Raw genomic sequence first — 24,261 nt, forward strand, 5'->3', positions numbered from 1 at the left:
ACCTCCCGCGTCTGGCGGTTATAGTCGAAAACCGGGTTCTGCTTCTGTAAGCACAGACACCGCAATCTTTTGCCAGGATCCCCTGTTGCGGACGCAGCTGATGTCCCTGACCTTTTAATAATGAAAAAAGGAAGTCTGCTATGCATTATCACCGTATCCCCCACAGCACACTTGAAGTCAGCTCTCTTGGTCTGGGTACCATGACGTTTGGGGAACAAAACAGCGAAGCCGACGCGCATGCCCAGCTTGATTTGGCGCTTAGCCGCGGCATTAATCTGATTGACACAGCGGAGATGTATCCGGTGCCGCCGCGCCCGGAAACACAGGGTTTAACTGAGAAATATATCGGCAGCTGGCTGAAAGCGCGCGGCTGCCGTGACAAAATAGTACTGGCTTCTAAAGTGGCGGGTCCGGTACGCGGTGCCGATGCCTCTATCCGACCCAATCAGGCATTGGATCGCAAAAATATTCGTGAAGCGCTGGACGCCAGCCTGAAAAGGCTGAATACGGACTATATCGATTTGTATCAGCTGCACTGGCCTCAGCGTCAGACCAACTACTTCGGCAAACTGAACTATCAGTACACCGATAACACCGCGCCGGTGACACTGCTGGAAACACTGGAAGCACTGACCGAACAGGTGCGCGCAGGGAAGATTCGTTACATCGGGGTTTCAAACGAAACGCCATGGGGCGTGATGCGCTATCTGCAACTGGCCGAAAAACATGAGCTGCCGCGAATCGTCAGCATCCAGAACCCTTACAGCCTGTTAAACCGCAGCTTCGAGCTGGGGCTGGCAGAAATCAGCCAGCATGAGGGCGTCGAACTGCTTGCCTACTCCAGCCTGGCGTTTGGTACGCTAAGTGGAAAATATCTGAATGGTGCGAAGCCTGCAGGCGCACGTAATACGCTGTTCAGCCGTTTTACACGCTACAGCGGCGAGCAGGCTCAGTTAGCAATTAGCGAGTATGTTGCACTGGCGCAGCGCCACGGACTCGATCCATCTCAAATGGCGCTGGCATTTGTGCGTCAGCAACCGTTTGTTGCCAGCACGCTGCTGGGAGCCACAACGCTGGAACAGCTTACTGTGAATATCGACAGCTACGATCTGACTCTGGATGCCGAAATTATTGACGAGCTGGAAGCAATCCACCGCCGTTATACTTACCCTGCCCCCTGACGGATCTGCACAAATGTTTGCGGGGCCATCGGGCCCCGCATCAGCACATCAGCACATCAGCACATCAGCACATCAGCACATCAGCACATCAGCATCATAAGACACGGATTATGAAGCAACAGCTTTACGCTTCTGCGCCAGCTGCCAACCCCAGAGAACGGCAATAGCCAGGGCAAACAGTGCACCAAACCCGACGCCGGTTGCAACCGGCGGTGCGCCCAGCTTAATCGCCAGAGAATACAGCCCCAGCATCACCAGCATCGCCGTATTTTCACCCAGGTTCTGTACCGCAATCGCGTTACCTGCACCCACCGTCTGCTTTCCGCGCATTTGCAGCAGCGCATTCAGCGGTACCACAAAGAAACCGCCCAGCATCCCGATAATCGCCAGCAGCACGTAGGCGTTCAGCGCCGTATGCTGCAACGAGAAAGCCACCACCGCAACACCGATTAACACGCCGGCAGGCATACAGCGCCCGACGGTTTTCAGCGTCACCAGTTTTGCCGCCGCTGCGGCACCAAACACAATGCCGACGGCAACCATCGCATTAAGCATCGTTGGCGTTTTATTGTCGGTAATGCCCAGCGCCACCGGAACCCACAGCACCAGCAGAAAGCGCAGCGTAACGCCGGCCCCCCAGAAAAGGCTGGTACCCACCAGCGAGAAGCGGGTTTCGCCGTCGCGCCACAAAACGCGACAGGCGCGGAAGAAACTGGCGGACATCGCGGCAGGTCGCCAGGATTGGCCACTGCGGGCCGCTGCAAGTTTGGGGATCATCAAATTAGCAACGACCGCCAGCGCATAGGCGACAACACACGCCAGCAGCGCACTGGTAAGATTGAGGTCGGCAAGGTATCCCCCCGCCACGGAGCCGAGCAGAATCGCGGCTATCGTTGAGGACTCCATCAGACCGTTGGCTTTGACCAACGTTTCACCATCAGTCAGCTCGCCGAGAATCCCGTACTTGGCCGGGGAATAGGCGGCCGCACCAATGCCAACCAGACCATAACCTAAGAAAGGGTCCAGCCCAACGCAGATTGTCAGTGCGCCAAGCAGCTTGAGGCCGTTGGCAAACATCATCACCCGGCCCTTCGCAAAACTGTCGGCCACCTGGCCCACAAACGGAGCCAGAACAATATAGGTGGCAACGAACACCATCTGCAGAATCGGCTGGCTCCAGTCGGGATAAACCAGCTGCTTCAGTACCGCCAGAGTGGCGAACAGCAGGGCATTATCCCCAAAAGCGGAGAGGAACTGGGCGGCAATCACCGCCATCATACCTTTCGACAATAATGGTTTTGATCCGGCAGTCGGACTATTCATGAGTCTCCTCTGGCCGCTCGGCCATTTCGCGCAGGGTAACAAAATCCGGCTTGCCGCTGCCGAGCATCGGGAGCTGTTTCAACACCCGAATATCGCGTGGGATCGCCAGTTCAGGGCTACCCAGTTCACGTGCTGCGCGCTGTAAACGTTCGCGGGTCAGCTCACTGTCGGTGGTAAATAACACCAGAGCTTCGCCACGATTGCCGTCCGGCTTAATCGTCGCCGCGTGCTGTTTTTCATCAGACGCCTTCAGCGCAATCAGCTCTACGCTCTCCAGCGAAACCATCTCGCCGGCGATCTTCGCAAAACGCTTCACGCGTCCCTGAATCTGGCAGAAGCCGGCATCGTCAAAGCTGACGATATCACCCGTATCGTACCAGCCGCTCTCCATCCGTCCTTCACCGTTATCGGCCTCAGGCGCTTCAAGAACGCCGGGACGCTCAACGCGCAGATAGCCTTTCATGATATTCGGTCCACAAAGCTGCAGTAGTCCGCCTTCTTCAATACCGGGTACAGAAATCAGCCGTGAATCCATACCCGGCAGGATGCGGCCAACGGTATGCGATCGGGCGGCCATCGGCACGTTTATTGCCACCACTGGTGCGCATTCGGTCACACCATAGCCTTCCAGAATGCGGATGCCGAACTTCTCAAACCAGGCATCGCGCGTGCTCTGCTGTAGTTTTTCCGCTCCGGCCACCACGTAACGCAGGCGGGCAAAATCATACGGCTGAGCGAAACGGGCATAGTTACCAAGGAACGTCGAGGTACCGAACAGCACGGTACAGTTACGATCGTAGACCAGCTCGGGCACAATGCGATAGTGCAGCGGGCTGGGATAAAGGAAGACCTCAGCACCGGTCATCAGTGGCGTAAACAGCCCCACGGTCAGACCAAAAGCGTGGAACAGCGGCAGCGCTGACATAAAGCGATCGCGCGGAGTGAAATCAGCGACCGTGCGGATCTGTTCCACGTTAGCCAGCAGGCTTTTATGGGAGTGAACAACGCCTTTAGGATGCCCCTCTGACCCTGAAGTAAACAGCACCATCGCGGCATCTTCAGGCTGCTGTTTCACTTCTGCCAGTGACGGCATCAGCAAGCGGCTGAGTATCCACAGTTTGTCCCGGGTAGTAACGGTATCTTTCAAATCTTCCAGAAAAATCCACTTAACGTCGGGGATTCCTTCCGGCAGATGCCACAACTTGCCTTTATCGAGAAACTGGCGCGAGGTAAACACGGTCTTTACCTGAGCCGCCGTCAACGCACTGGTCAGCCCTTTGACTCCGGCGGTGTAGTTAAGCATTGCAGGAATACGCCCACGCAGGGTGGCCCCCAGGATCGCTGCTGCCGTAACCGTTGCGTTTGGCAACAGCAGGCCGACATATTCACCCTGCTGCGTATAACGCTGCAGAATACGGCCAACGCCCAGTGATTTTTTCAGCAGGCCGGTGTAGCTATCGGGCGTAAAGTTAACGTCCTCAATACAGGGCTTGAAGTAGCCATAGCGCACACGTGCTGCAAGAAAGGCCTGATAAATCGTCTGACGAGGACGCACCGCCATGCGTGCTTCCATCATAATATGGTGCAGATGCTCTCCTGCCAGCCTGCGACGATCGCGGGCACGAGGGGCTTCCGGCATCGGAATGGTCGTAGCGGGTAATACGGTAAGAGAGATTTTTGGAAACAGGCGGCGTTTGAAAACGCCAGCAAGGCGGCCAAAAAGCGTGTATTCAGCACCTTCAATACGTATCGGAACCACCGTTGCCTGTGATTTCGCCGCAACAAAACCCGCTCCGTCGTAGATTTTCATCAGTGAGCCGGTAACGGTAATACGCCCTTCGGGGAAAATCACCACCGGCCGGCCCTGGGCAATCAGTTTCACCAGGTGCTTAATCGACATCGGCTTCGTCGGATCAAGCGGCACAAAGTCAATAAAACGGCTCAGCCAGCGCATGTACCACTGCTGACTGATCGAGGTGTAAACGGCAAACACCGGTTTCACCGGCAGGAAAACGGCTAACAGCATGCCATCAAGGAATGACATATGATTTGGGGTGATTAACACCTTCTGCTTGTACAAACCCGAAAGATCGCCCGTTAGTTGGGCCCGAAAAATCAACCGGAAGAGTAACTTAAGGAAAGAGATCACGTTGCCAGCTCCGTAGCAGGTTGCAAGTTGAGTGTAACAATGCAAGATATACTAGCGTAACTCAACTTTTTAAACGTAAAATTAAGGTGTTAGCTGACAGAGCTTCATTATTCTCCCCCTTGCGATTGAGGCACGTATTAAACACAAAAATAATCCCCCCACGGCTCTGCAATGCCTTGTGATGTCATTACAACCAAACCTCAGAACCAGAGATTAAGAAAAGATAAAACCCTGTACTGTTCGCTCACTCCAAAATCAATCTTAAAACAGCTATTCAAAAATATAACCAAAACACCCACGCATTTAAAAAATATACCAGCATGATTCCAAACATAAAAAACCCACAAAACCATGTATTACTCACCAGTAGCACATATGTATAATCCCCTCCCTGGCACAGTCGCCTGATTTTCATAAAATAAGGACATATCAAAATGAAAACATTAAACCAGGAATAAATGAACAACGTCTCTGGAGCAGGCTTTGCGCAAAAGAACCTGAATTCAATTACAAAAACTATGACAACTTCACAACATACATGAGTTTCATGCTATCAAGCGGTTTTGACCCACTGACACCTCATGTCTCAGGTCTGCAGGCAGCTTACAAAAGCTGGTATAAAGAAATGAAAGTCAGCCCACTTCGCTCAGCCATTCTCAATAGTTGGTCCTACCGTGGTTGCTGATAACAATTAAAAAAGCCCGGATAATCCGGGCTTGATCCTAAACGCAATATTGATCGAAAAATCGATCAATATTGCGGAAGTTTAAAACAGGCTTAACGCTATGATTTCCATCCTCCACCCAGCGCTTTATAAAGCATTATCTGCTGAGTCAGCTGCCCCAGCCGGGTGGTAATTAATAGCTGCTGCGAACTGTATAACGATCGCTGTGCTACCAATACATTCAGATAATTGTCCACCCCTTCACGATAGCGAACGGTAGCCAGATCGTAGTTTCTCTGACTGGCTTGTTCATCCAACTGACGTGCGTACAGCTCATCTTTATAAGTTTCCTGCCCAGCAAGCGCATCTCCAACCTCTTTGAATGCTGTCTGAATCGTTTTTTCATAATCCGCAATTTCAATACGTTTTTGCAGTTTGGCAATATTCAGATTCGCGACGTTTTTTCCACCCCGGAAAATAGGCAGATCGATAGCTGGACTAACGGCCCATGCCGCAGTACCACCGCTAAGCAAATCGCTCAGCCTGCCGGATGTCGATCCTCCCATTGCCGTCAGGCTGATACTGGGGAAAAATGCCGCTCGCGCTGCGCCAATATTCGCGTTCGCGGATAACAGCGTGTGCTCCGCAGCAATAATATCAGGGCGGTTGGTCAGCAAGTCTGAGGGCAGCCCGGCCGGCGTTGCCGGGAAATTCCACTCTTTTTTCAGGCTGGCGCCGGCCAGTATATCCGCAGGCAAATCGGTGCCGACCAGCAAGGTCAACGCATTCACATCCTGTCGCACCTGTCGACTGTAGGTCGCCACATCCGCCTGGGCAATACGCACGAGGGTTTCGGCCTGGACCAGATCCTGCTCGGTGCTGACGCCCCCTTCATAGCTGCGTTTGATCAGATCGTAGGAGTCCTGCTGGCTTTGTGCCGTGCTCTGCGCCAGCTTGAGCAGTTCATTATCCGAACAGAGCGACAGATAACTTGCCGCCACCTGCGAAATCAAACTGATCCGTGTTGCACGCTGAGTGGCGTCCGTTGCCAGGTAACGTTCCAGTGCACTGTGGCTGAGACTACGCAGGCGACCAAAGAAGTCCAGTTCCCATGCGGTTACACCGAAGTTAGCATCAAACTGATGGTAGGTTACCCCCCCACCCGGCCCGGTGTTATACAGATTACCCGGCAGATGAGCGGCCGTTTCACCGGCATTAAGATCGACAGAAGGCATCAGCGCAGAACGAGCAACCGTTACCTGCGATCGCGCAACTTCAACATTCAGCGCCGCAACCCGCAAATCGCGGTTGTTTTCCAGCGCCTGGACGATCAGCTTGTGCATCATCGGATCGGTGAAAAAGTTTTGCCACCGGATATCTGCCCCGTTGCCGTTCAGATGCTGTCCCTGCCCTGCATAATGACCGGCAACAGGCAACGACGGTCGTTGATAGTCCGGTTCCATCGTACAACCAACCAGCATCAGTATCGGCAACAGCCCCATTGATAAAGTCTTATGCATCATGGTTCTGCACCTCTTGTTCTTTTTTATTCCTGCCGGCAAATAGCTGCGAAACGACAACGTAAAACATCGGCACAAAATAAATCGCCAGGAAAGTCGCCGTAAACATGCCACCCACAACGGCTGTACCAATCGAGTGCTGGCTCCCTGCACCTGCACCGTGTGAAATCATTAGTGGCATCACACCAAGGATAAACGCCATCGAGGTCATAATAATTGGCCTGATACGAAGTTTTGCCGCCTCAATTGCCGCTTCCACTAACCCCATTCCCTCTTTCTCATGAAGGTCTTTGGCAAATTCGACGATCAAAATAGCGTTTTTCGCCGCCAGCCCGACCGTCGTCAACAGACCAACCTGGAAGAACACATCGTTTTCTAGTCCCCGCATCGTCACGGCCAGCACGGTACCCAGTACCCCCAGCGGGACGACAAGGATAACGGAAAACGGTATTGACCAACTTTCATACAGAGCGGCAAGGCAAAGAAACACAACGATCAGAGAAATCGTATACAACGCAGGGGTTTGTGAACCCGACATCTGTTCTTCATATGACAACCCGTGCCACTCCACTTTAAATCCCGGGGGCAGTTTGGCAGCAATCTCTTTGACCGCTTTTACTGCTTCCCCAGAACTGTATCCCGGGGCCGGCGATCCCATTATTTCTACTGCGGAAATACCGTTAAAGCGCTCATAGCGTGGAGAACCATACTGCCACTCTCCTTTACCGAAAGCCGTATAAGGCACCATCGTTCCGCTGCTATTGCGGAAGTACCATTTTTTCAGGTCCTCCGGCGTTACACGGGAACCGGCATTTCCCTGCACGTAAACTTTTTTAACGCGGCCGCCATAGGTGAACTGATTCACGTAACTCGACCCCCAGGCAATGGAGAGTGTGTCGTTGATATCGCCAAGATTCAGGCCCAGCGCTCTTGCGCGCTCATCATCAATAATCAAGTGATACTGCGGTTCATCTTCCATGCCGTTAGGACGGGTGGCAAACAGGCGCTTATCTTTCGCCGCCATGGCCAGAAACTGATTTCGGGCGGCCATCAATGCGGCGTGGCCTTTGTTTTGAGTATCCTGCAGGAAGAAGTCAAAACCGGTCGCGTTCCCCAACTCCATTACCGCTGGCGGCACAAGCGCATAAATCCTGGCGTCTTTTGACTTAGAAAAATGCGCCATCGCACGCGCTGCCAGCTTCTGGACCGACTGTTCGCTGTTACGCTCACTCCAGGGTTTCAACAGGACAAATGACATCGCGGTGTTCTCACCTCGCCCCGAGAAACTAAAGCCGTTAGGGGAGAATACGGACATGACTTCGGGGTTTTTCAGCAACCACTCTTCCATATCATTAATCACTTCCTGAGTACGTTCTGAGGCGGCGTTAGCCGGCAGTGTCACCTGCATCATTAAAACGCCCTGATCTTCATCCGGCAGGAATGAGGTTGGCACCCGCATAAACAGTACGCCGGTTGCAACAACCATCGCCAGATAGATAACCAGGAACAGGCTGCGCCGGGAAATTACCGTTCCGACACTCCTCGTATACTTCAGCGTACCGGCATCAAATTTACGGTTAAACCAGCCGGCAATACCTTTATCTTTATGATCTTCAGAAGCGGGTTTTAAGATGGTTGCACACAGTGCCGGAGTGAAAATCATCGCCATCAGCACCGAAAGTGCCATGGCGGAGACAATGGTGATTGAAAACTGGCGATAGATAACCCCGGTAGAGCCGGCAAAGAAAGCCATCGGCAGCAACACCGCCGAAAGCACCATGGCAATACCGAACAGAGCGCCCTGAATCTGCTCCATAGATTTGATTGTCGCAGCCTTGGGATCGAGCCCCTCCTCATGCATCACACGCTCAACGTTTTCCACGACCACGATCGCATCATCCACCAGCAGCCCTATGGCCAGTACCATCCCGAACATCGTCAGTGTATTTATCGTATAACCACAGGCCGCCAGCACGCCGAAAGTCCCCAGCAGTACCACGGGCACCACCATAGTGGTAATCAGCGTAGCGCGGAGGTTTTGCAGGAAAATCAGCATAACGAAAAACACCAGCACGATAGCTTCGAACAGCGTTTTTACCACCTCTTCAATCGATGCACTTACCACCGGCGAGGTGTCATAAGGATACTTAACGATCACACCAGGCGGCAGCGACGGCATTGCATTTTCGACGGTTTGACGCACACCATCGATGGCATCTAACACGTTAGCTCCGCTGGCCAGACGTAAAGCAATACCGGCGGAGGGTTTACCGTTATACGTTGCTGAAATGCTGTAATCCTGCGGCCCTAAATCCACACCGCCCACATCACGTATGCGCACCTGTGAACCATCGGGATTCACTTTCAGCAGGATATTTTCAAACTGTGCGACCTTTTGGAAACGTGTTTTACCCACGATAGTGGCGCTGAATTTTGCCCCCTCTACCGAAGGCAGCCCCGCCAGCTTACCGCTTGATACCTGGACGTTCTGTTTGTTGATAGCGTTAGTCACATCGCTTGGAACCAGCTGAAACTGGTACAGCTTGGCCGGGTCCAGCCAGATACGCATGCCGTATTCTGACCCCATGACGATAAAGTCACCCACGCCATTCGAACGCGCAATCGAGTCCTGGAGTTTTGATACCAGCAAATCGGCGAGGTCACCGTTACTCATTTGACCGCTGTCCGCAATCAGGCTGACCACCAGCATAAAGTTGGCCTGATATTTACGGACGTTGATCCCCTGCTTAACGACCTCATCGGGTAGCTGTGACTCGGCGAGTGACACTTTGTTTTGCACCTGAACCTGAGCAATATCGGGATTGGTACCCTGATTGAAGGTCACAATAATTGTCGCGCTGCCGTCGCTGTTACTTTGCGATTCGATATAGCGCAGGTTATCTATGCCGTTCAACTGCTGCTCGATAACCTGCACAGAGGTATTCTGAACCGTCTCGGCGCTGGCGCCAGGGTAGGTCACCTGTACAGAGATAGCAGGCGGAGAAATATTCGGATACTGGTTAATCGGCAGGGTAAAAATCGACAATCCCCCAATCAGCATCACCAGAATCGCCACAACCCAGGCAAAGACAGGGCGCTCAATAAAGAATTTAGACATCCGTTTTCCTTACTGCGCTGAGGGATCGGCAGTGGTTAAGTTAGCCCGCTTAAAGACTTTAGGCTGATGCTCACTGGGCGAAACCAGGCTGCCATTACGGACCAGCTGTAATCCATCAACAACAACCCGGTCGCCCGACTTAAGTCCTTCAGTGACCAACCACTGGCCGTTAATCATCTCGCCGGTTTTAATAGCCTGCTCAACCACTTTATTATCTGCCCCAATTTTGTAGACATAAGGACGGCCTTTAGGGTCGTGCATAATGGCCGGCTGCGGTGCCAGTATTCCCTGATGAGCAACACCCTGAGGCAGAACCGCGTGTACAAACATACCCGGCAGCAGATCACGGTTGGGATTCGGGAAAAATGCACGCATCGTAATGCTGCCGGTGGTTTCATCGACAGTTACTTCCGAGAACTCCAGCTTGCCCATATGGACGTAGTCCGAACCATCTTCCAGCGTTAGCTTAACGGCAGCGGCGTTGTCCCCTACGGCCTGTAACTTGCCTTCAGCCAGCGCGCGCCGCTGACGCAGTAGCTGCAACGACGATTCACTGACGTCTACGTAGATCGGGTCTAGCTGCTGGATTGTCGTGAGGTAATTGCTTTGACCATTGGTCACCAACGCACCCTCGGTATAAAGAGAGCGCCCGATTCTGCCGGTGATCGGCGATCGAACGTTGGTATAGTTGAGATTAACCTGAGCAATTTCTAATTCTGCCTTCGCCTGTTTTTCCGCGGCAACGGCATCGTCGTAGCTTTGTTTGCTGACGGCTCTGGCTTCCATCAGCGGTTTGTAGCGTGTCGCCAGCTGGCGGGCATTTTCCAGTGTTGCCAGCGCCTTGTCGTAGGTCGCCTGGTAACTGGCGGGATCGATCAGATATAAGGGCTGCCCGGCCTTAACGTCACTTCCCTCAACAAACAGACGTTTGAGAATAATACCGCTAACCTGCGGCCGCACTTCGGCCGTCCTGACCGCTGTCGTCCTGCCAGGAAGTTGTGTAAATAGCGTTACCGGCTGACTTTTGAGTGTTGTCACACCAACACTGATCGGTTTTACCGTGGTGTCTTTGGTTCCCTGATCGCAGCCTGCAAGCATAAAAACCAGACATAGGGGAAGGATCGTTGATCTCATAATTTAATCTCTTACCATAACCTTTAAATTTAATAACGAGAGTGACTATTCTCAAGATGAGTTAATAACATACCGGGGAGCTGAGCCAGGCCTTAACACAGCTGGGCTTACGTCAAATATGTTTGCTTAAAGCGTTGAATGGCCCCTATAACGCTGGGTCACCAGTACGTTGGTTACAGCCTGCTGGCTGACAATTAGCAGGCTGTATCTGATCAGCCTCTGGGCTCAATTCCCCGGCGACGCAGCTCTCGCCGGGCCAGTTCCTTGAGCCAATATGCAAGGGTAATGTTGTCATCATCCGTCAACGACTTAATCTGAGCATGAAGCTCAGGATGTATTCGCAGCTGAAAGGCTGCTGAACGTCCACCGACTTTAGGCGTCCTGTCTTTAAGTTTCGGCATAGTAATCAGCTCCTGGGAATAAGAACGCCCCTTGTCGCGCTACCAACACCATCAAGGGGCTGACACCGTTAACAGAATGCGATGCTGACGGTGCTGGGGGCAGCTTAGCCTCAATGCAATTATTTCTTTGGTGGATTCAGGTGAAAGATGTAAACAGAATATTGAAAGTTGTGAGCGTTCTTCTGGATTGAAACAAAGAGTAAGATTCTGAAGATACAGACAAAAAAAAACCCACGCATCCGCGTGGGTTGGTGCAACTGAACAGGGTGCAGTCCGCCGGGAGCAGACTGTATTCACACCAATCAATACCTCTGGGACTGCTATTGTCACCAGAAGCCGATCCTGAAACCAGCAAACAAAAGCAAATGAATGGCGCTAAATGCAACCAGTCATGACCGGCCGCTCATTTCTTTACATATTGAACATCCTGAGGTTTTTCCTAACCCGGGTTATAAAGTGCATCCGGCGCGATATTCATATGCTTCAGCACCGGACCAATAATATTGCCAAATACCGGTGCCGCTACCGAGCCACCAAAGTGATCCCCGGCGGTCGGGTGGTTAATCATAATCACCAGTGCCACCTGAGGATTGCTGGCAGGGGCCACGCCGGCGGTATAGTTGATATAGCCGCCGTCATATTTGCCGCTGTCACCCATTTTTTCCGCCGTACCGGTTTTAATTGCCAGCCGATAGCCCGGCACCGCCGCACGCACCCCACTGCCGCCAGGGAGCGCATCACTTTCCATCATATGCACCACGGTTTTGACCGTATCCTGATCGGCAACCCGCGTACCTAACACCGGCGGTGTCACCTTGGTGATCGACAGCGGGCGATAAACGCCGAATGAACCCAGCGTGGCGTACTCACGCGCAATTTGCAGCGGCGTAACGCGTAAACCATAGCCGAATGAGAACGTTGCACGTTCAATGTCCGCCCAGCGCTGACGGTGCAGGGGGAAGTAGCCGACGCTTTCGCCGGTCAGCCCAAGGCCGGTTGGTTTACCCAGGCCAAACGACTGATAGGTATTCACCAGCACCTCTGCAGGCATCGCCAGTGCGATATGCGACACGCCGATATCACTCGATTTCTGCAGGATGCCGGTCATCGTTAATCGTGACCAGTGGCCAACATCGCGGATCAGATGGCCGTTAACCCGGTAAGGGGTGGTATCCAGTACTGAGTCCGGGCGAACCAGCTTGCGGATCAGCCCTTCCATTACCACCAGCGGTTTAACCGTTGAGCCCGGCTCGTAGCTGTCATTAATCGCCGTGTTACGCATCTGCGCGGGCGATACTTTGGCAAAATTGTTCGGGTTAAATGAGGGATAAGAGGCCATCCCGAGGATCTCCCCGGTATCGATCTTAATCAACACCGCCGCACCGGAGTCCGCCTTATTCAGCAGTACACCATCGCGCAGCTTGCTGTACAGAGTGTACTGGTCGAACTTATCAATACTCAGCTGCACCGTCGGCGGCTGCTGAGGCGGCTCGTAGTTAATCATTGCCACAATATTGCCGTTGGCGTCCTGACGATATTTCTCCACGCCGGGCGTACCCTGCAGGACTTTATCAAAACCTTTCTCCAGCCCGGTCAGCCCGTTGCTGTCTGCACCAACGATACCAATAAGCGGCGCGGTGGCCTCACTCATAGGATAAAAACGGCTGTCGTCATAGACGGTGGTAATACCGGTCAGATGAAGTTTGGAGATATCTTTCGCGATGCCCAGCTCGATCTTTCTCCCCAGATAAAGGAAGCGGCGATTGGGATTAGCATTAATTTGTGCCGCGATCTCCTCCGGCCTGAGCTCCAGCGCATTAGCCAGATAGGCCCACTTGGCGCTGGTAAAATCCGGATGCGCTTCTAAAACTCGTTGCGGATCGGCAATCACATCGCGCGAGGGCACGCTGAGCGCCAGCGCTTCGCCGTTCCTGTCGAGCAGGGTGCCACGGTTGGTCGGTAAGGTAACGGTTCTCAGCGAGCGTTCATCCGCCTCTTTTTCCAGCATCGGATGGTTAATCAACTGTAAATCGGCCACCCGCGCGAGCAAAACACCCAGGCATGCCAGCACGCCCACACAGACAAGGCGGAATCGAACGGGATTTAACGTCGGGGCTGGCTGAGATTTGGTCAGCGATCTTTTCAAGGGAGGCATGTTTTTTCCAGAACAGGGTGCGTGATAACTCTCTGGCGTTTATACAAAAAATGATTCGGAGTTAACAGGCAAACAGTGTTTCAGATCGTGATTAAGCGAGAGGAGAAGTCATGCAGAAAGTTCAGAAAAAAAGATGAATAAAATCAGTAATCTGTAAGAAAACCCTTAGATTACAGGCAAAAAAAACCTGCGCATCTGCGCAGGTCGGTGAAACAAAGCGATAAATACTTTTTGATGTTCACCCATCAATACCTCTGGGATCTGAACTGTATCAATCCGCCGCATCGGCTCGCTACTCAGGAATCGCAACAGTTACCCGCAAAATGTAACCAGCTATGTGATTTGTAGGGGTTTTAGCAATGAATCGCCAACATTCAGGCTAACCCCCCTTCATCCCGTCAGGCCACCTCAGGCAGTTTGCGAATCTCCACCAGGCAACTCATGGCGTTCGGCCCCTGGGTTAAAGACGAAGTACCAATATCCAGCGTCAGTACGTTAGGGTTTCCGGCACGATCGTAGTCCCGCCAGGCTTTGCCAAACCCGGGATCGAACCAGGCACCAGTGGAAATCAGCACCACATTCTGACTGACGCCTTCCGTCAGGCGCACACCGGCCTGAATGCGGCCGCGATCGTTACTGACTTCAATCACGTTACCGTCGCTGATACCGCGTTCCGCCGCATCCAGCGGATGCATCCACAGCGTTTCGCGCCCGGCCGTTTTGTTGGCCTGCACCGTTGGCGTCGCATCCAGCTGACTGTGTAGACGGTCGCCGGGTTGAATAGAAATCATATGCAGTGGGAAGCGTTGTTTAACTTCCGATCCCAGCCACTCGGCAGGCTCGCGCCATTCGGGATGCGGGCCAAAGTCAGCAAGCTGATAGCCCTCAATCGTTTCCGAAAAGAGTTCGATTTTACCACTGGCGGTTTTAATCGGATTGGCCACCGGATTAGCGCGAAAATCAGCCATAAATACCCAGTCTTCCTTCGGCAGCGGGATCTCCACGTGCCCTTCCTCCCAGAATGTTTCGAACTCCGGGAAGTCGACCCCCTTGTGATTGTGGGCCACCGCGCAGCGCTGGTAGAGATGTTTGATCCACTCCATTTCATTGCGGTTTTCGGTAAAGGTGTCGCGATACCCCAGCCGCTCGGCCAGATCGGCAAAGATATCAAAGTCGTTGCGCGCCTGATGCTGTGGTGCAATCGCCTGATGCATCGCCAGCACGAAGCGATCTTTGGACGATCCGCCGATATCATTGCGCTCAAGGGTGGTGGTCACAGGCAAAACGATATCCGCCATCTGCGCTGCGGGAGTCCAGACGATATCCTGCACGATAACCGTATCCGGGCGCTGCCAGCCCTCGACCAGGCGGTTCAGCTGCTGATGATGGTGGAACGGATTGCCGCCCGCCCAGTGGATCAGATGAATATCCGGGTAGGTGTGCGTTTCGCCCTGGAAGGTATATTCCTCGCCGGGTTGAAGCAGCATATCGCTGATACGGGCAACCGGTATCGCCCGGTGCGCAATCGGGTTAACCCCGGTAGACATCAGGGGAGACGGGCCTTCAATACGCGGATTGCCGACGCTGTTCATGGAGCCGTGACCAAACGAGAAACCGGCCCCCGGCAGGCCCGGTTGACCCAGCATTGACGACAGGGCAATCATCATCCAGTACGGCTGTTCGCCGCGATGGGCGCGCTGAACCGAGTAGGAGCAGGTAATAAAGCTGCGCTTGCCGCTTAGCTGCTTTGCCAGCAGCGCGATGCGCGCGGCCGGGATACCGGTAATCTCGCTGGCCCACTGCGGCGTTTTCGGCTGGCCGTCGCTTTCCCCCAGCAGATAACTTTTGAGCTGCGGATAACCCACGCAGTGCGACTGCAGGAAGGCATTATCCACCGCCCCCATGCGCTCGACTTCAAATCCTAACGCCAGCATTAGCGCCACGTCGGTGTTCGGGCGGATCGGAATCCATTCAGCATTGACGAACTCCGGGCAGTCGTCACGCATCGGGCTGATGTTGATGACCGGCGTGCCCTTTGCCGCCAGCTGCTCTAGCGCGGGCTTCAGGCTGTGCTCGCCCGCTCCGCCGGAGGCAACCTGTGCGTTTTTCAGCGCCAGTCCGCCAAAAGCGATAAAAACTTCACAGTGTTTGACCACATCCGGCCAGTCGGTAACGCGACCGGTCAGCGGCATATAGGTGCCAATCACATAAGGTAAAAAGAACTGCGCGGCACCCCAGCTATAGTTGCCCTGCTGATCAATGCCGCCGCCGCCAAGGTTGTAAAAACGGCGCACCAGCGTGCGGGCATGGTTAACGCGGCCCGCCGATGACCAGCCGTAGGAACCGTCGAAGATCCCACTGGCACCATAGCGGTCGCGCACCCGGCGGTTTTCCTCGGCAACCAGATCGAGCGCGGTTTCCCAATCCACTGCGACAAAATCCTCGCGTCCGCGCAGCGTACGATCGCTCTTCTCCCGGGATTTCAGCCACGAGCGGCGCACCATCGGCTGGCGGATACGCTTATCCGAATAGACCAGTTCCGGAATGGTATTGAGCATCGGTGACGGATCCTGGTCAGCGAAAAAGGGGTCACAGCGCAGCAGTTTGCCATTTTCAACAACGGCACTGAAGGCACCCCAGTGGGCAAGGTGAGGGAGTTTTTTTAACGTCATGCGAGGACCCGGTCATGGTGTCAGTTTTTCTGGAAACTCAGAATAGCATCGCTCAGTAACGGAGTGAAACCGTGTTCACTTTATCAGAATGAACCGCCTGCAATCAGGTGAACCCAAAGAGGAAAATCCTCAGCTTTGCGACGCCCGGCGCATTCTCCAGGCTTGCAGTCACTGCGGCTTTCCGCAACACTACTGCAATGTAAACGCTTACCCAGAAAGGTTGGACCCTATGGCTACCATAAAGGATGTCGCCAGACTCGCGGGGGTGTCGGTAGCAACCGTTTCTCGCGTCATCAATAACTCCCCTAAGGCCAGTGAAAATTCGCGCCAGGCGGTGACGCAGGCGATGGAGTCGCTGAAATATCATCCGAATGCCAACGCCCGCGCGCTGGCGCAGCAGTCCACGGAAACCATTGGGTTAGTGGTCGGGGACGTTTCCGATCCCTTCTTTGGCGCAATGGTAAAATCTGTCGATGAAGTGGCATGGAATACCGGTAATTTTCTGCTGATCGGCAACGGCTACCATAATGAGCAAAAAGAGCGTCAGGCCATTGAACAGTTGATTCGCCACCGCTGTGCGGCGCTGGTGGTGCATGCAAAAAAAGTCCCGGACAGCGAGCTGATCGGCCTGATGAAGCAAATTCCCGGGATGGTGCTGCTGAACCGCGTGCTGCCGGGCTATGAACAGCGCTGCATTGCGCTGGATGACCGTTACGGTTCCTGGCTGGCCACCCGACATCTGATCCAGCAAGGGCATAAAAATATTGCCTTTATCTGCTCTAATCATTCCATTTCTGACTCCAGCGACCGCCTGCAGGGCTACTACGATGCGCTGAAAGAGCATGGCCTGCCCTGCAACGATCGGCTGGTCGCTTTCGGTGAGCCGGATGAGGTGGGCGGTGAAACGGCGATGACCGAGCTGCTTGGCCAGGGAAAAACCTTCAGTGCGGTGGCCTGCTATAACGATTCGATGGCGGCAGGTGCGCTGGCGGTGCTGAGCGATAACGGCGTGCGGGTGCCGGAGGAGATTTCGTTGATCGGCTTCGACGACGTGCTGGTGTCACGCTACGTTCGCCCACGCCTGACGACCGTGCGCTATCCGATTATCACCATGGCGCAGCAGGCTGCCATGCTGGCGCTGGCGCTGGCCCACGTTCAGCCGTTGCCGGAAGTGACCCATCTGTTCAGCCCGACGCTGGTGCGCCGTCATTCAGTGGGAACGCCAGCCTGAACCGACAGCGACAGCGGTTCAGCTGTTCAACAGTTCAACAGTTCAACAGTTCAACAGTTCAACAGTTCAGCAGTTCAGCAGTTCAGCAGTTCAGCGGTTCAGCGGTTCAGCGGTTCAGCGGTTCAGCGGTTCAGTGTCTGACGACAAAGACTTAGAGTAAAGATGTACGGTGGTCGCGGGATAGTCCAGCGCATCACCGATATAGCGCCAGCCGAACTTTTCGTAGTAGCCCATGCAGGCTGAGTAGAGATAGAGATTCTCGTCACCGCGCTGTCTGCAGCAATCGATAATGGTTTGCTGCAGCTTCTCGCTTAGCCCCCGCCCGCGCCAGCTTTCATCAATGTACAGCGCTGCCAGCCAGGGAAACAGATCCTGGCGACTGACCAGATCGCAGCGCCACAGCCCCACCGTTCCCACAGGGCGTTCACCGTCGAGGGCCACAAAGGTGATTGGCAGGTCGCTACCTGCCAGACTGCTGTCGATGACGCTGGCAAAAAAGTCGCGGCTGTTATCGGTGCCAAACGCTTTCCAAAGCCAGTCGGTGATGATTTCGCGATGTTCGGTGGCGTCGGCGAGCGGCACGATACGTGGGGTGGTCATGGTGCGGTTCCGGGGTGATGGTTTTGAGTTCAGTAAATTACCACAGGGAACGGGGTTTGGCTGCGGGGTTAGGGGATCGGGGGACAGCCTCTGTGGCTATTGGGTTCTGAAGCTGCCGGGTGATGAGATCGGGGGACAGCCTCTGCGGCTGCCGGGCGGTCCTCGCACCGCTTTGCGGTGCCTTCGGCTACGGCATCCGGCCTGCCGGACCGGCTAAGACGGGCGTCCTGCCCGGCTTAGCCTGACGCCAGCTTCCCTGCTGGCATCTCCTGGCCTGATGCCTTCACCTCAGCGCTGCGGATTGCCCGTCATCCGCAGAGGCTGTTCCCCTTCTTACACTTGAAGTCGCTATCTGCTAAAAGCTACAGGCGAGTTTGGCAATTTCCTACCAATTAAAGACAACACTAAATCGACGGCACAGAAGGGCTACTCCGGTCGAAGCATACAAAAAGTCTCTGCCCCCCGGATACTTGAAACCGCTGTTTTCTAAAGCTGCACGCGAAACGAAGAGTTTAGCCACAGACAACACTAAGCTAATGGCGCAGACGGGTGGCTACCCCGATCGGAGCATCCGCAGCGCTGAACGTAATGAGGAAGCCAGGATTCGGCCACACGGACGTGGCCGAAAGGCACAGCCGGGCAGGACGCCCGTCTGGGCCGCTCCGTCGGGCTGACGAATGCAGTGAGGGGACCGCGCAAGCGGCGCGAGGACCGCCCGAACGGGGTAGCCACCCGTCTGCGTGAACACCGTTACGTCAGACAACATGGGATAGCCATCCGCCTGCGCTATCGCATCAGACAACGCCAGCAGCTCCGCCCGATTTTAACGACTCATTACAGTTCCAGCGCCAGCAGCTCCGCCACGGTCTGCGCACGACGGATCTGCCGTGGCTGACCGTTCTCGAACAGCACCTCCGGCAGCAGCGGACGGCTGTTGTAGTTTGACGACATCGACGCACCGTAGGCACCGGTATCATGGAACACCAGATAATCCCCCACCTTCACCGCCGGCAGCGCGCGGGTTTCCACCTTGCCGCCTTCCTGCTGGGTGAACACATCGCCCGACTCGCACAGCGGACCCGCCACTACCGTCTCGACGGTATTCTGCTCGTCCAGCTGACGGCCATCGCCTGCAATCGCGGAAATGTGGTGATAACTGCCGTACATGGACGGACGCATCAGATCGTTAAAGCCCGCGTCCACCAGCACGAAGTGACGGCTACCCATCTCTTTCACCACGCGCACCTGGCTGACCAGCACGCCCGACTCGGCCACCAGGAAACGACCCGGCTCGATCTCAAGTTTTACCGGGTGACCCAGATGTTTTGCCACGCGCTGGCGGGCGGCATCCCACAGACCGAAATAGTGATCGGTATCGATCGCTTCTTCACCAAAACGATACGGAATCGACAGACCGCCACCGGCAGAAATCGCTTCCAGATCCTGACCGAAGCTGACCACCTGATCCACCATCGCATCGCAGACCTGCTCCAGATGGCTGTAGTCCACGCCGGAGCCAATATGCATATGAATCCCGACCAGCTTCAGCTGATAGCGCTGAACCGCTTCCAGCGCCAGTGCCATATCGCCGAACCAGATACCGTGCTTGCTGTTCTCGCCGCCGGTGTTGGTTTTCTGGCTGTGGCCGTGGCCGAAGCCCGGGTTAACGCGCAGCCAGACCGGATGCCCGGCAGATACGGCACCCAGCTGGTGCAGCATGTCGACAGAACCGGCATTGACCGGCACCTTCAGCTCCGCCACGCGGGCCAGAGTTGGCTCATCCAGCAGGTCGGCCGTAAAGACGATCTCGTCGCCGCCCGCCTGATAGCCCGCCGCCAGGGCGCGCTCAATCTCACCCAGCGACACGGAATCGACCTTCACGCCCGCGGCACGCATCAGGCGCAGAATATGAATATTCGAACAGGCCTTCTGGGCGAAGCGCACCACGTCAAACTGCTGCAGCTGAGCAATGCGCTGCTCAATGATACTGGCGTCGTAAGCCCAGACCGGGCCGCCCGTCTGGCGGGCAAGGGCTAAAAGATTGTCCTGATTCAGAGCGGTAGTGGTGTCGGTCAGCAGGCGTGGCATAAGGGTTCTCCATAAGTGAATAACGCTATTACGCCACATCTCCTGACGGCATAAAAATATCTGTTTTATCGCAGTCTATTCATCCATGATATGGCTTAACTGAATTGTCTTCCCGTGGAGAAAGCGATGGCCGGAGTCTCCCTGCGCCACATTGAGATTTTTCATGCCGTGATCACCACCGGCAATCTCACCGAGGCGGCCGCACTGCTGCACACCTCGCAGCCGACCGTCAGCCGCGAGCTGGCGCGCTTTGAAAAACTGATTGGATTACAGCTGTTTGAACGGGTACGCGGACGCCTGCAGCCCACCGTACAGGGCCTGCGGCTGTTCGAAGAGGTGCAGCGTTCCTGGTACGGGCTGGACAGAATTATCAGCGCCGCCGAGGGCCTGCGGCAGTTTCGTCAGGGCGAGCTTTCCATCGCCTGCCTGCCGGTTTTCTCCCAGTCGCTGTTGCCGCTGCTGTGCCAGCCGTTTATGCAGCAGTACCCGGAAGTCAGCCTGAATATCATCCCGCAGGAGTCGCCGCTGCTGGAAGAGTGGCTGTCGGCACAGCGTTACGATTTAGGGCTGACTGAAACCAGCCACACGCCCGCCGGGACCGAGCGCCGAGCGCTGTTCACGCAAAATGAAGTCTGTGTACTACCGAAGGACCACCCGCTGGCGCGTCGCGACTGCCTGACGCCGCAGGATTTTGCCGGCGAAAATTATATCAGCCTGTCGCGCACCGACAGCTATCGCCAGCTGCTGGATAATCTGTTTAACGAACAGGGCGTGCAGCGAAGGATGGTAATGGAAACGCACAGCGCGGCGTCGGTGTGCGCGATGGTCAGAGCGGGAGTGGGCGTGTCGATTGTGAATCCGCTGACGGCGCTGGATTACGCCGACAGCGGAGTGGTGATGCGGCGCTTCAGCGTGGAAGTGCCGTTCACCGTCAGTTTAATCAGGCCGCGTCACCGGCCCGCGTCGGCGCTGGTTGATGCCTTCAGTGAACATCTTCAGCAGCATATCGGCCTGTTCAGCCAGCGCCTGGAGCAGCAGCTGAATTAAGCGCTAACCGGCTGCCCCTGCGCGCGGGAACCGCGGAAGGTGACCAGGCAGATAATCAGGCCGATTGCCGCCAGCACCGCCGCAGAAACCGGCACCGCCGTCAGGCCGTAGCCGCCACCGATCACCGCACCGCCAACCCAGGCACCGAGGGCATTGCCGACGTTAAACGCGGAAATATTCAGCGTGGACACCAGGTTCGGCGCATCTTTACCGTGGCGTACCACGTTAATTTGCAGCGCAGGCACGGTGGCAAAGGTGGCCATCGCCCACAGGAACAGGGTGATTTCCGCCAGCCACAGCGCGTGAGAGGTCCAGCTGAACAGCAGCGAGAACACCGCAATCAGCGAGAAGCTGAGGATCAGGCTGAACGACACGCGCCAGTCCGCCAGCTTGCCGCCCAGGGTATTACCCACGGTCAGACCGGCACCGATCAGGAACAGGGTCCAGCTGACGCCGCGATCGGTAATTCCGGTCACTTCCAGCAGCAGCGGGGCGATATAGCTGAACAGTGCAAACATCGCGGCGGCGAAAAACACCGTCATCAGCAGCGACAACCACAGCTTGCCGCTGCTCAGCGCGCTGAATTCGCTGGCCAGATCCACCGGCTTTTCATTGCGATTAGTCGGCAGGCTGACAATCAGGCCGATAAACGCCAGTACGCCAATCACCGATACGCCCCAGAAGGTGGCACGCCAGCCGAACAGCTGACCAAACCAGGTGCCCAGCGGCACGCCCAGCACGTTGGCCAGGGTCAGGCCGGTAAACATCAGCGCCACGGCGGACGCCTGCTTGCCCGGCGGCACCAGGCTTGCCGCCACGACGGCACCGATACCGAAGAAGGCACCGTGGCATAACGCGGTAACCACGCGGGCCAGCATCAGCAGGTTGTAGCTGTAGGCCAGCGCGCAGAGAATATTGCCGATGATAAAAATCACCATCAGCAGGATCAGCGTACGTTTACGCGGCAGTTTCGCCGTCAGCAGCGCCATAATCGGCGCGCCAATCGCCACGCCCAGCGCATAGCCGCTGATCAGCCAGCCCGCAGACGGGATCGATACCTGCAGATCGCTCGCGACCTCCGGCAACAGCCCCATAATCACGAACTCGGTGGTGCCGATAGCAAAGGCGCTCAGCGCCAGTGCCAGTAATGAAACAGGCATTTCACACACTCCCAGGATTGTCAGAATTCAGCCCCCTACGTGGAGGGCCATTATCGTCAGGTGAATATTTTTTACGCGATACGCGACGAAGGTCACAGAACGACATTAAAACACAGGCGAGGAATCGCTTACAGCACGGCGCAGGCAAGGGTGTGTTGCCAAATTAGCAATAATTAATCCCCCAACATCCGCGCCAAACGTAAGCGAAAAAAACACCGGATATTAATGACATGGCGAAATATTCACCTGGCGTGAACAAACACATAACACCAGCTAATGTTTTTTCCTGCGGAAAACTCCTGGTTTTTGGAAATTCCATACCATTTCATTGCGATCTCCCCCGTTGCCGTTAGGCTTATTGAGATCGTTAACAATATGAAATTACTGCTGTGGATAGCCAAAGGCGTTATGCAGAAACGCTTACTTCACCGGCTATCTTTTCAACTAATCATTGGGGATTATCGATGAGAGTGGTTATTTGCCTGCTAGCCGCCTGTCTGGGCGGGTGTTCAGTAGGGAAGTATCAGTACAGCAGTGAAGCTGAAAAACGGGTCGATATGACGGTAACCGGCATCCCCACCATCCTGGGTGCCGGGGCATTGGGAACCACCATTCCGCTGACGGCGAACTACAGCCTGACCGCGGCTCACGTGGCGAAGCTGTCGATGTACGAGGTGAAGTCTTACCACCCGGAGTGCGATCTGGCAGTGATTTACCACAAGAATGAGGGGCTGAAACAGGAACCGCGTTTCCGCAACGGCAAGATTGGCGACAAAGTGAATATGTACGGCTACAGCTTTATCTCCGCGCTGCCGATGGCCTCCAGCGGGGTCAATCTGATTAATACCGGGCTGGTCAACGAATGGAATAAAAAACCCTGCGTGGTGGTCGCCACCAACGCCGGGGTGGTGCAGGGAATGTCGGGCGGCGCGGTGTATAACGCCTCCGACGATTCAATTGGTGGGGTGATTGTTGGCTACACGGACACCGTTAACGATCTGAAAACCGGCAAGCCGCGCTATCGCGATGTCTCTCTGTATGTTCCCTACTCACGCTTTAAAGACTGGCTGAATGATGCAGTGAAGTCCTGATCAGTCAGTCAGGAGCTCACCGCAGCATAAACTCCACCGCCGCCTGTGCATGAATGGCGGTGGTGTCAAACACCGGGACCGGGCAGTCGCTGGCATTCAGCAACAGCCCGATTTCCGTACAGCCGAAAATCACGCCCTCTGCGCCTCGCGCCACCAGGCCGTCGATAATCGCCAGATAGCGCGATTTAGACTCGGCGGTAAACTGCCCCTGGCAAAGCTCATCGAAGATGATGCGGTTAATCTGCTGACGATCGGCTTCATCGGGTATCAGCGTGGTAATGCCGTGCTGCGCGAGCATCGGTCCGCGATAAAAATCCTGCTCCATGGTGTAGCGCGTCCCCAGCAGCGCAACTTGTGACATGCCCGCCCGCTTGATCGCCTCCGCAGTGCCATCGGCGATATGCAGGAACGGCAGGCCGCTCTGGTCAATAATCGGCTGCGCCACTTTATGCATGGTATTGGTGCAGAGCACGATCCCTTCGGCCCCTGCCCGCTTCAGCGCCACCGCAGCATCCGCCAGCATCTGCCCGGCTTTATCCCAGTCGCCGCTGGCCTGGCAGGCTTCTATCTCGTAGAAGTCCACGCTCCACAGCACCAGCTTCGCCGAATGCAGCCCGCCCAGGCGCTGCTTGATCCCTTCGTTGATCGCCCGATAGTACGGCAACGTCGATTCCCAACTCATGCCGCCGATCAGTCCCAGTGTTTTCATTCCCGTTCCTCAGTCCGT

Annotated in this window: 16 protein-coding genes; 4 read left to right on the forward strand and 12 right to left on the reverse strand. The window is 55.2% G+C overall.

Annotated features, from left to right (window positions below; all coding sequences use genetic code 11):
• The first annotated feature begins 140 nt into the window (after positions 1–140).
• Positions 141–1,181 carry an NADP(H)-dependent aldo-keto reductase gene (locus tag IBT47_RS08260; protein WP_105593892.1) on the forward strand — a complete coding sequence of 347 codons (1,041 nt, stop codon included), beginning with the start codon at positions 141–143 and terminating at the stop codon, positions 1,179–1,181.
• 108 nt (positions 1,182–1,289) lie between these two features.
• Here IBT47_RS08260 and lplT read toward each other — a convergent pair whose 3' ends face one another.
• The 8 genes from lplT to IBT47_RS08295 form a co-directional block, all read right to left on the reverse strand.
• Positions 1,290–2,504 (reverse strand): lysophospholipid transporter LplT, encoded by a 1,215-nt coding sequence (lplT, locus tag IBT47_RS08265; RefSeq protein WP_105593890.1) that lies wholly within the window; start codon positions 2,502–2,504, stop codon positions 1,290–1,292.
• Entirely contained in the window at positions 2,497–4,653 is a 2,157-nt protein-coding gene (aas, locus tag IBT47_RS08270) for a bifunctional acyl-ACP--phospholipid O-acyltransferase/long-chain-fatty-acid--ACP ligase (protein WP_200560077.1), read from the reverse strand. The genes lplT and aas overlap by 8 nt, the downstream gene beginning before the upstream one ends.
• 783 nt (positions 4,654–5,436) lie before the next feature.
• Positions 5,437–6,840 (reverse strand): efflux transporter outer membrane subunit, encoded by a 1,404-nt coding sequence (locus IBT47_RS08275; protein WP_200560078.1) that lies wholly within the window; start codon positions 6,838–6,840, stop codon positions 5,437–5,439.
• Positions 6,830–9,955 (reverse strand): efflux RND transporter permease subunit, encoded by a 3,126-nt coding sequence (locus IBT47_RS08280; RefSeq protein WP_200560079.1) that lies wholly within the window; start codon positions 9,953–9,955, stop codon positions 6,830–6,832. The genes IBT47_RS08275 and IBT47_RS08280 overlap by 11 nt, the downstream gene beginning before the upstream one ends.
• Before the next feature lie 9 nt (positions 9,956–9,964).
• Positions 9,965–11,089 (reverse strand): efflux RND transporter periplasmic adaptor subunit, encoded by a 1,125-nt coding sequence (locus tag IBT47_RS08285; protein ID WP_200560080.1) that lies wholly within the window; start codon positions 11,087–11,089, stop codon positions 9,965–9,967.
• Between the two features lie 212 nt (positions 11,090–11,301).
• Positions 11,302–11,490 (reverse strand): toxin-antitoxin system HicB family antitoxin, encoded by a 189-nt coding sequence (locus tag IBT47_RS27020; RefSeq protein ID WP_234471798.1) that lies wholly within the window; start codon positions 11,488–11,490, stop codon positions 11,302–11,304.
• 439 nt (positions 11,491–11,929) lie between these two features.
• A complete protein-coding gene (locus IBT47_RS08290) occupies positions 11,930–13,645 on the reverse strand; it encodes a penicillin-binding transpeptidase domain-containing protein (protein WP_200547076.1) in 1,716 nt (571 codons plus the stop codon).
• A 398-nt stretch (positions 13,646–14,043) separates the two neighbouring features.
• Entirely contained in the window at positions 14,044–16,317 is a 2,274-nt protein-coding gene (locus IBT47_RS08295) for a molybdopterin guanine dinucleotide-containing S/N-oxide reductase (RefSeq protein ID WP_200560081.1), read from the reverse strand.
• Between the two features lie 229 nt (positions 16,318–16,546).
• Here IBT47_RS08295 and galR point away from each other — a divergent pair, with 229 nt between their 5' ends.
• Positions 16,547–17,548, forward strand: coding sequence for an HTH-type transcriptional regulator GalR (galR, locus tag IBT47_RS08300; RefSeq protein ID WP_200560082.1), 1,002 nt, complete (start codon positions 16,547–16,549; stop codon positions 17,546–17,548).
• Between the two features lie 114 nt (positions 17,549–17,662).
• Here the strand turns inward: galR and IBT47_RS08305 are convergent, their stop codons facing one another.
• Both IBT47_RS08305 and lysA read right to left on the reverse strand, forming a co-directional pair.
• Positions 17,663–18,148 (reverse strand): GNAT family N-acetyltransferase, encoded by a 486-nt coding sequence (locus IBT47_RS08305; RefSeq protein ID WP_200560083.1) that lies wholly within the window; start codon positions 18,146–18,148, stop codon positions 17,663–17,665.
• A gap of 834 nt (positions 18,149–18,982) precedes the next feature.
• Positions 18,983–20,236, reverse strand: a complete 1,254-nt coding sequence (gene lysA, locus IBT47_RS08310; RefSeq protein WP_200560084.1) for a diaminopimelate decarboxylase — start codon at positions 20,234–20,236, stop codon at positions 18,983–18,985.
• Between the two features lie 126 nt (positions 20,237–20,362).
• On the opposite strand from lysA, the gene IBT47_RS08315 reads away from it, so the two are divergent.
• Positions 20,363–21,283 (forward strand): LysR family transcriptional regulator, encoded by a 921-nt coding sequence (locus tag IBT47_RS08315; protein WP_200548070.1) that lies wholly within the window; start codon positions 20,363–20,365, stop codon positions 21,281–21,283.
• Here the strand turns inward: IBT47_RS08315 and IBT47_RS08320 are convergent.
• The gene (locus tag IBT47_RS08320) at positions 21,280–22,443 is read right to left on the reverse strand and encodes an MFS transporter (RefSeq protein WP_200560085.1); all 1,164 of its coding nucleotides are present in this window, start codon (positions 22,441–22,443) and stop codon (positions 21,280–21,282) included. The genes IBT47_RS08315 and IBT47_RS08320 overlap by 4 nt on opposite strands.
• Positions 22,444–22,907: 464 nt before the next feature.
• On the opposite strand from IBT47_RS08320, the gene IBT47_RS08325 reads away from it, so the two are divergent.
• On the forward strand, positions 22,908–23,534 hold the full coding sequence (locus IBT47_RS08325) for a serine protease (protein WP_200548072.1): 627 nt from the start codon (positions 22,908–22,910) through the stop codon (positions 23,532–23,534).
• A 16-nt stretch (positions 23,535–23,550) separates the two neighbouring features.
• Here the strand turns inward: IBT47_RS08325 and IBT47_RS08330 are convergent, their stop codons facing one another.
• A complete protein-coding gene (locus tag IBT47_RS08330) occupies positions 23,551–24,243 on the reverse strand; it encodes an amino acid racemase (RefSeq protein ID WP_200560086.1) in 693 nt (230 codons plus the stop codon).
• Positions 24,244–24,261 lie beyond the last annotated feature (18 nt).

The organism is Erwinia sp. S43 (assembly GCF_016624745.1).
Lineage (GTDB): Bacteria > Pseudomonadota > Gammaproteobacteria > Enterobacterales > Enterobacteriaceae > Erwinia > Erwinia coffeiphila.

What these genes read in the sequence shown, in the direction of transcription:
- IBT47_RS08260 (WP_105593892.1), top strand. Translation starts at nt 141, where the DNA reads ATGCATTATCACCGTATCCCCCACAGCACACTTGAAGTCAGCTCTCTT.
- lplT (WP_105593890.1), bottom strand. Translation starts at nt 2,504, where the DNA reads ATGAATAGTCCGACTGCCGGATCAAAACCATTATTGTCGAAAGGTATG.
- IBT47_RS08275 (WP_200560078.1), bottom strand. Translation starts at nt 6,840, where the DNA reads ATGATGCATAAGACTTTATCAATGGGGCTGTTGCCGATACTGATGCTG.
- IBT47_RS08280 (WP_200560079.1), bottom strand. Translation starts at nt 9,955, where the DNA reads ATGTCTAAATTCTTTATTGAGCGCCCTGTCTTTGCCTGGGTTGTGGCG.
- IBT47_RS08285 (WP_200560080.1), bottom strand. Translation starts at nt 11,089, where the DNA reads ATGAGATCAACGATCCTTCCCCTATGTCTGGTTTTTATGCTTGCAGGC.
- IBT47_RS27020 (WP_234471798.1), bottom strand. Translation starts at nt 11,490, where the DNA reads ATGCCGAAACTTAAAGACAGGACGCCTAAAGTCGGTGGACGTTCAGCA.
- IBT47_RS08290 (WP_200547076.1), bottom strand. Translation starts at nt 13,645, where the DNA reads ATGCCTCCCTTGAAAAGATCGCTGACCAAATCTCAGCCAGCCCCGACG.
- IBT47_RS08295 (WP_200560081.1), bottom strand. Translation starts at nt 16,317, where the DNA reads ATGACGTTAAAAAAACTCCCTCACCTTGCCCACTGGGGTGCCTTCAGT.
- galR (WP_200560082.1), top strand. Translation starts at nt 16,547, where the DNA reads ATGGCTACCATAAAGGATGTCGCCAGACTCGCGGGGGTGTCGGTAGCA.
- IBT47_RS08305 (WP_200560083.1), bottom strand. Translation starts at nt 18,148, where the DNA reads ATGACCACCCCACGTATCGTGCCGCTCGCCGACGCCACCGAACATCGC.
- lysA (WP_200560084.1), bottom strand. Translation starts at nt 20,236, where the DNA reads ATGCCACGCCTGCTGACCGACACCACTACCGCTCTGAATCAGGACAAT.
- IBT47_RS08315 (WP_200548070.1), top strand. Translation starts at nt 20,363, where the DNA reads ATGGCCGGAGTCTCCCTGCGCCACATTGAGATTTTTCATGCCGTGATC.
- IBT47_RS08320 (WP_200560085.1), bottom strand. Translation starts at nt 22,443, where the DNA reads ATGCCTGTTTCATTACTGGCACTGGCGCTGAGCGCCTTTGCTATCGGC.
- IBT47_RS08325 (WP_200548072.1), top strand. Translation starts at nt 22,908, where the DNA reads ATGAGAGTGGTTATTTGCCTGCTAGCCGCCTGTCTGGGCGGGTGTTCA.
- IBT47_RS08330 (WP_200560086.1), bottom strand. Translation starts at nt 24,243, where the DNA reads ATGAAAACACTGGGACTGATCGGCGGCATGAGTTGGGAATCGACGTTG.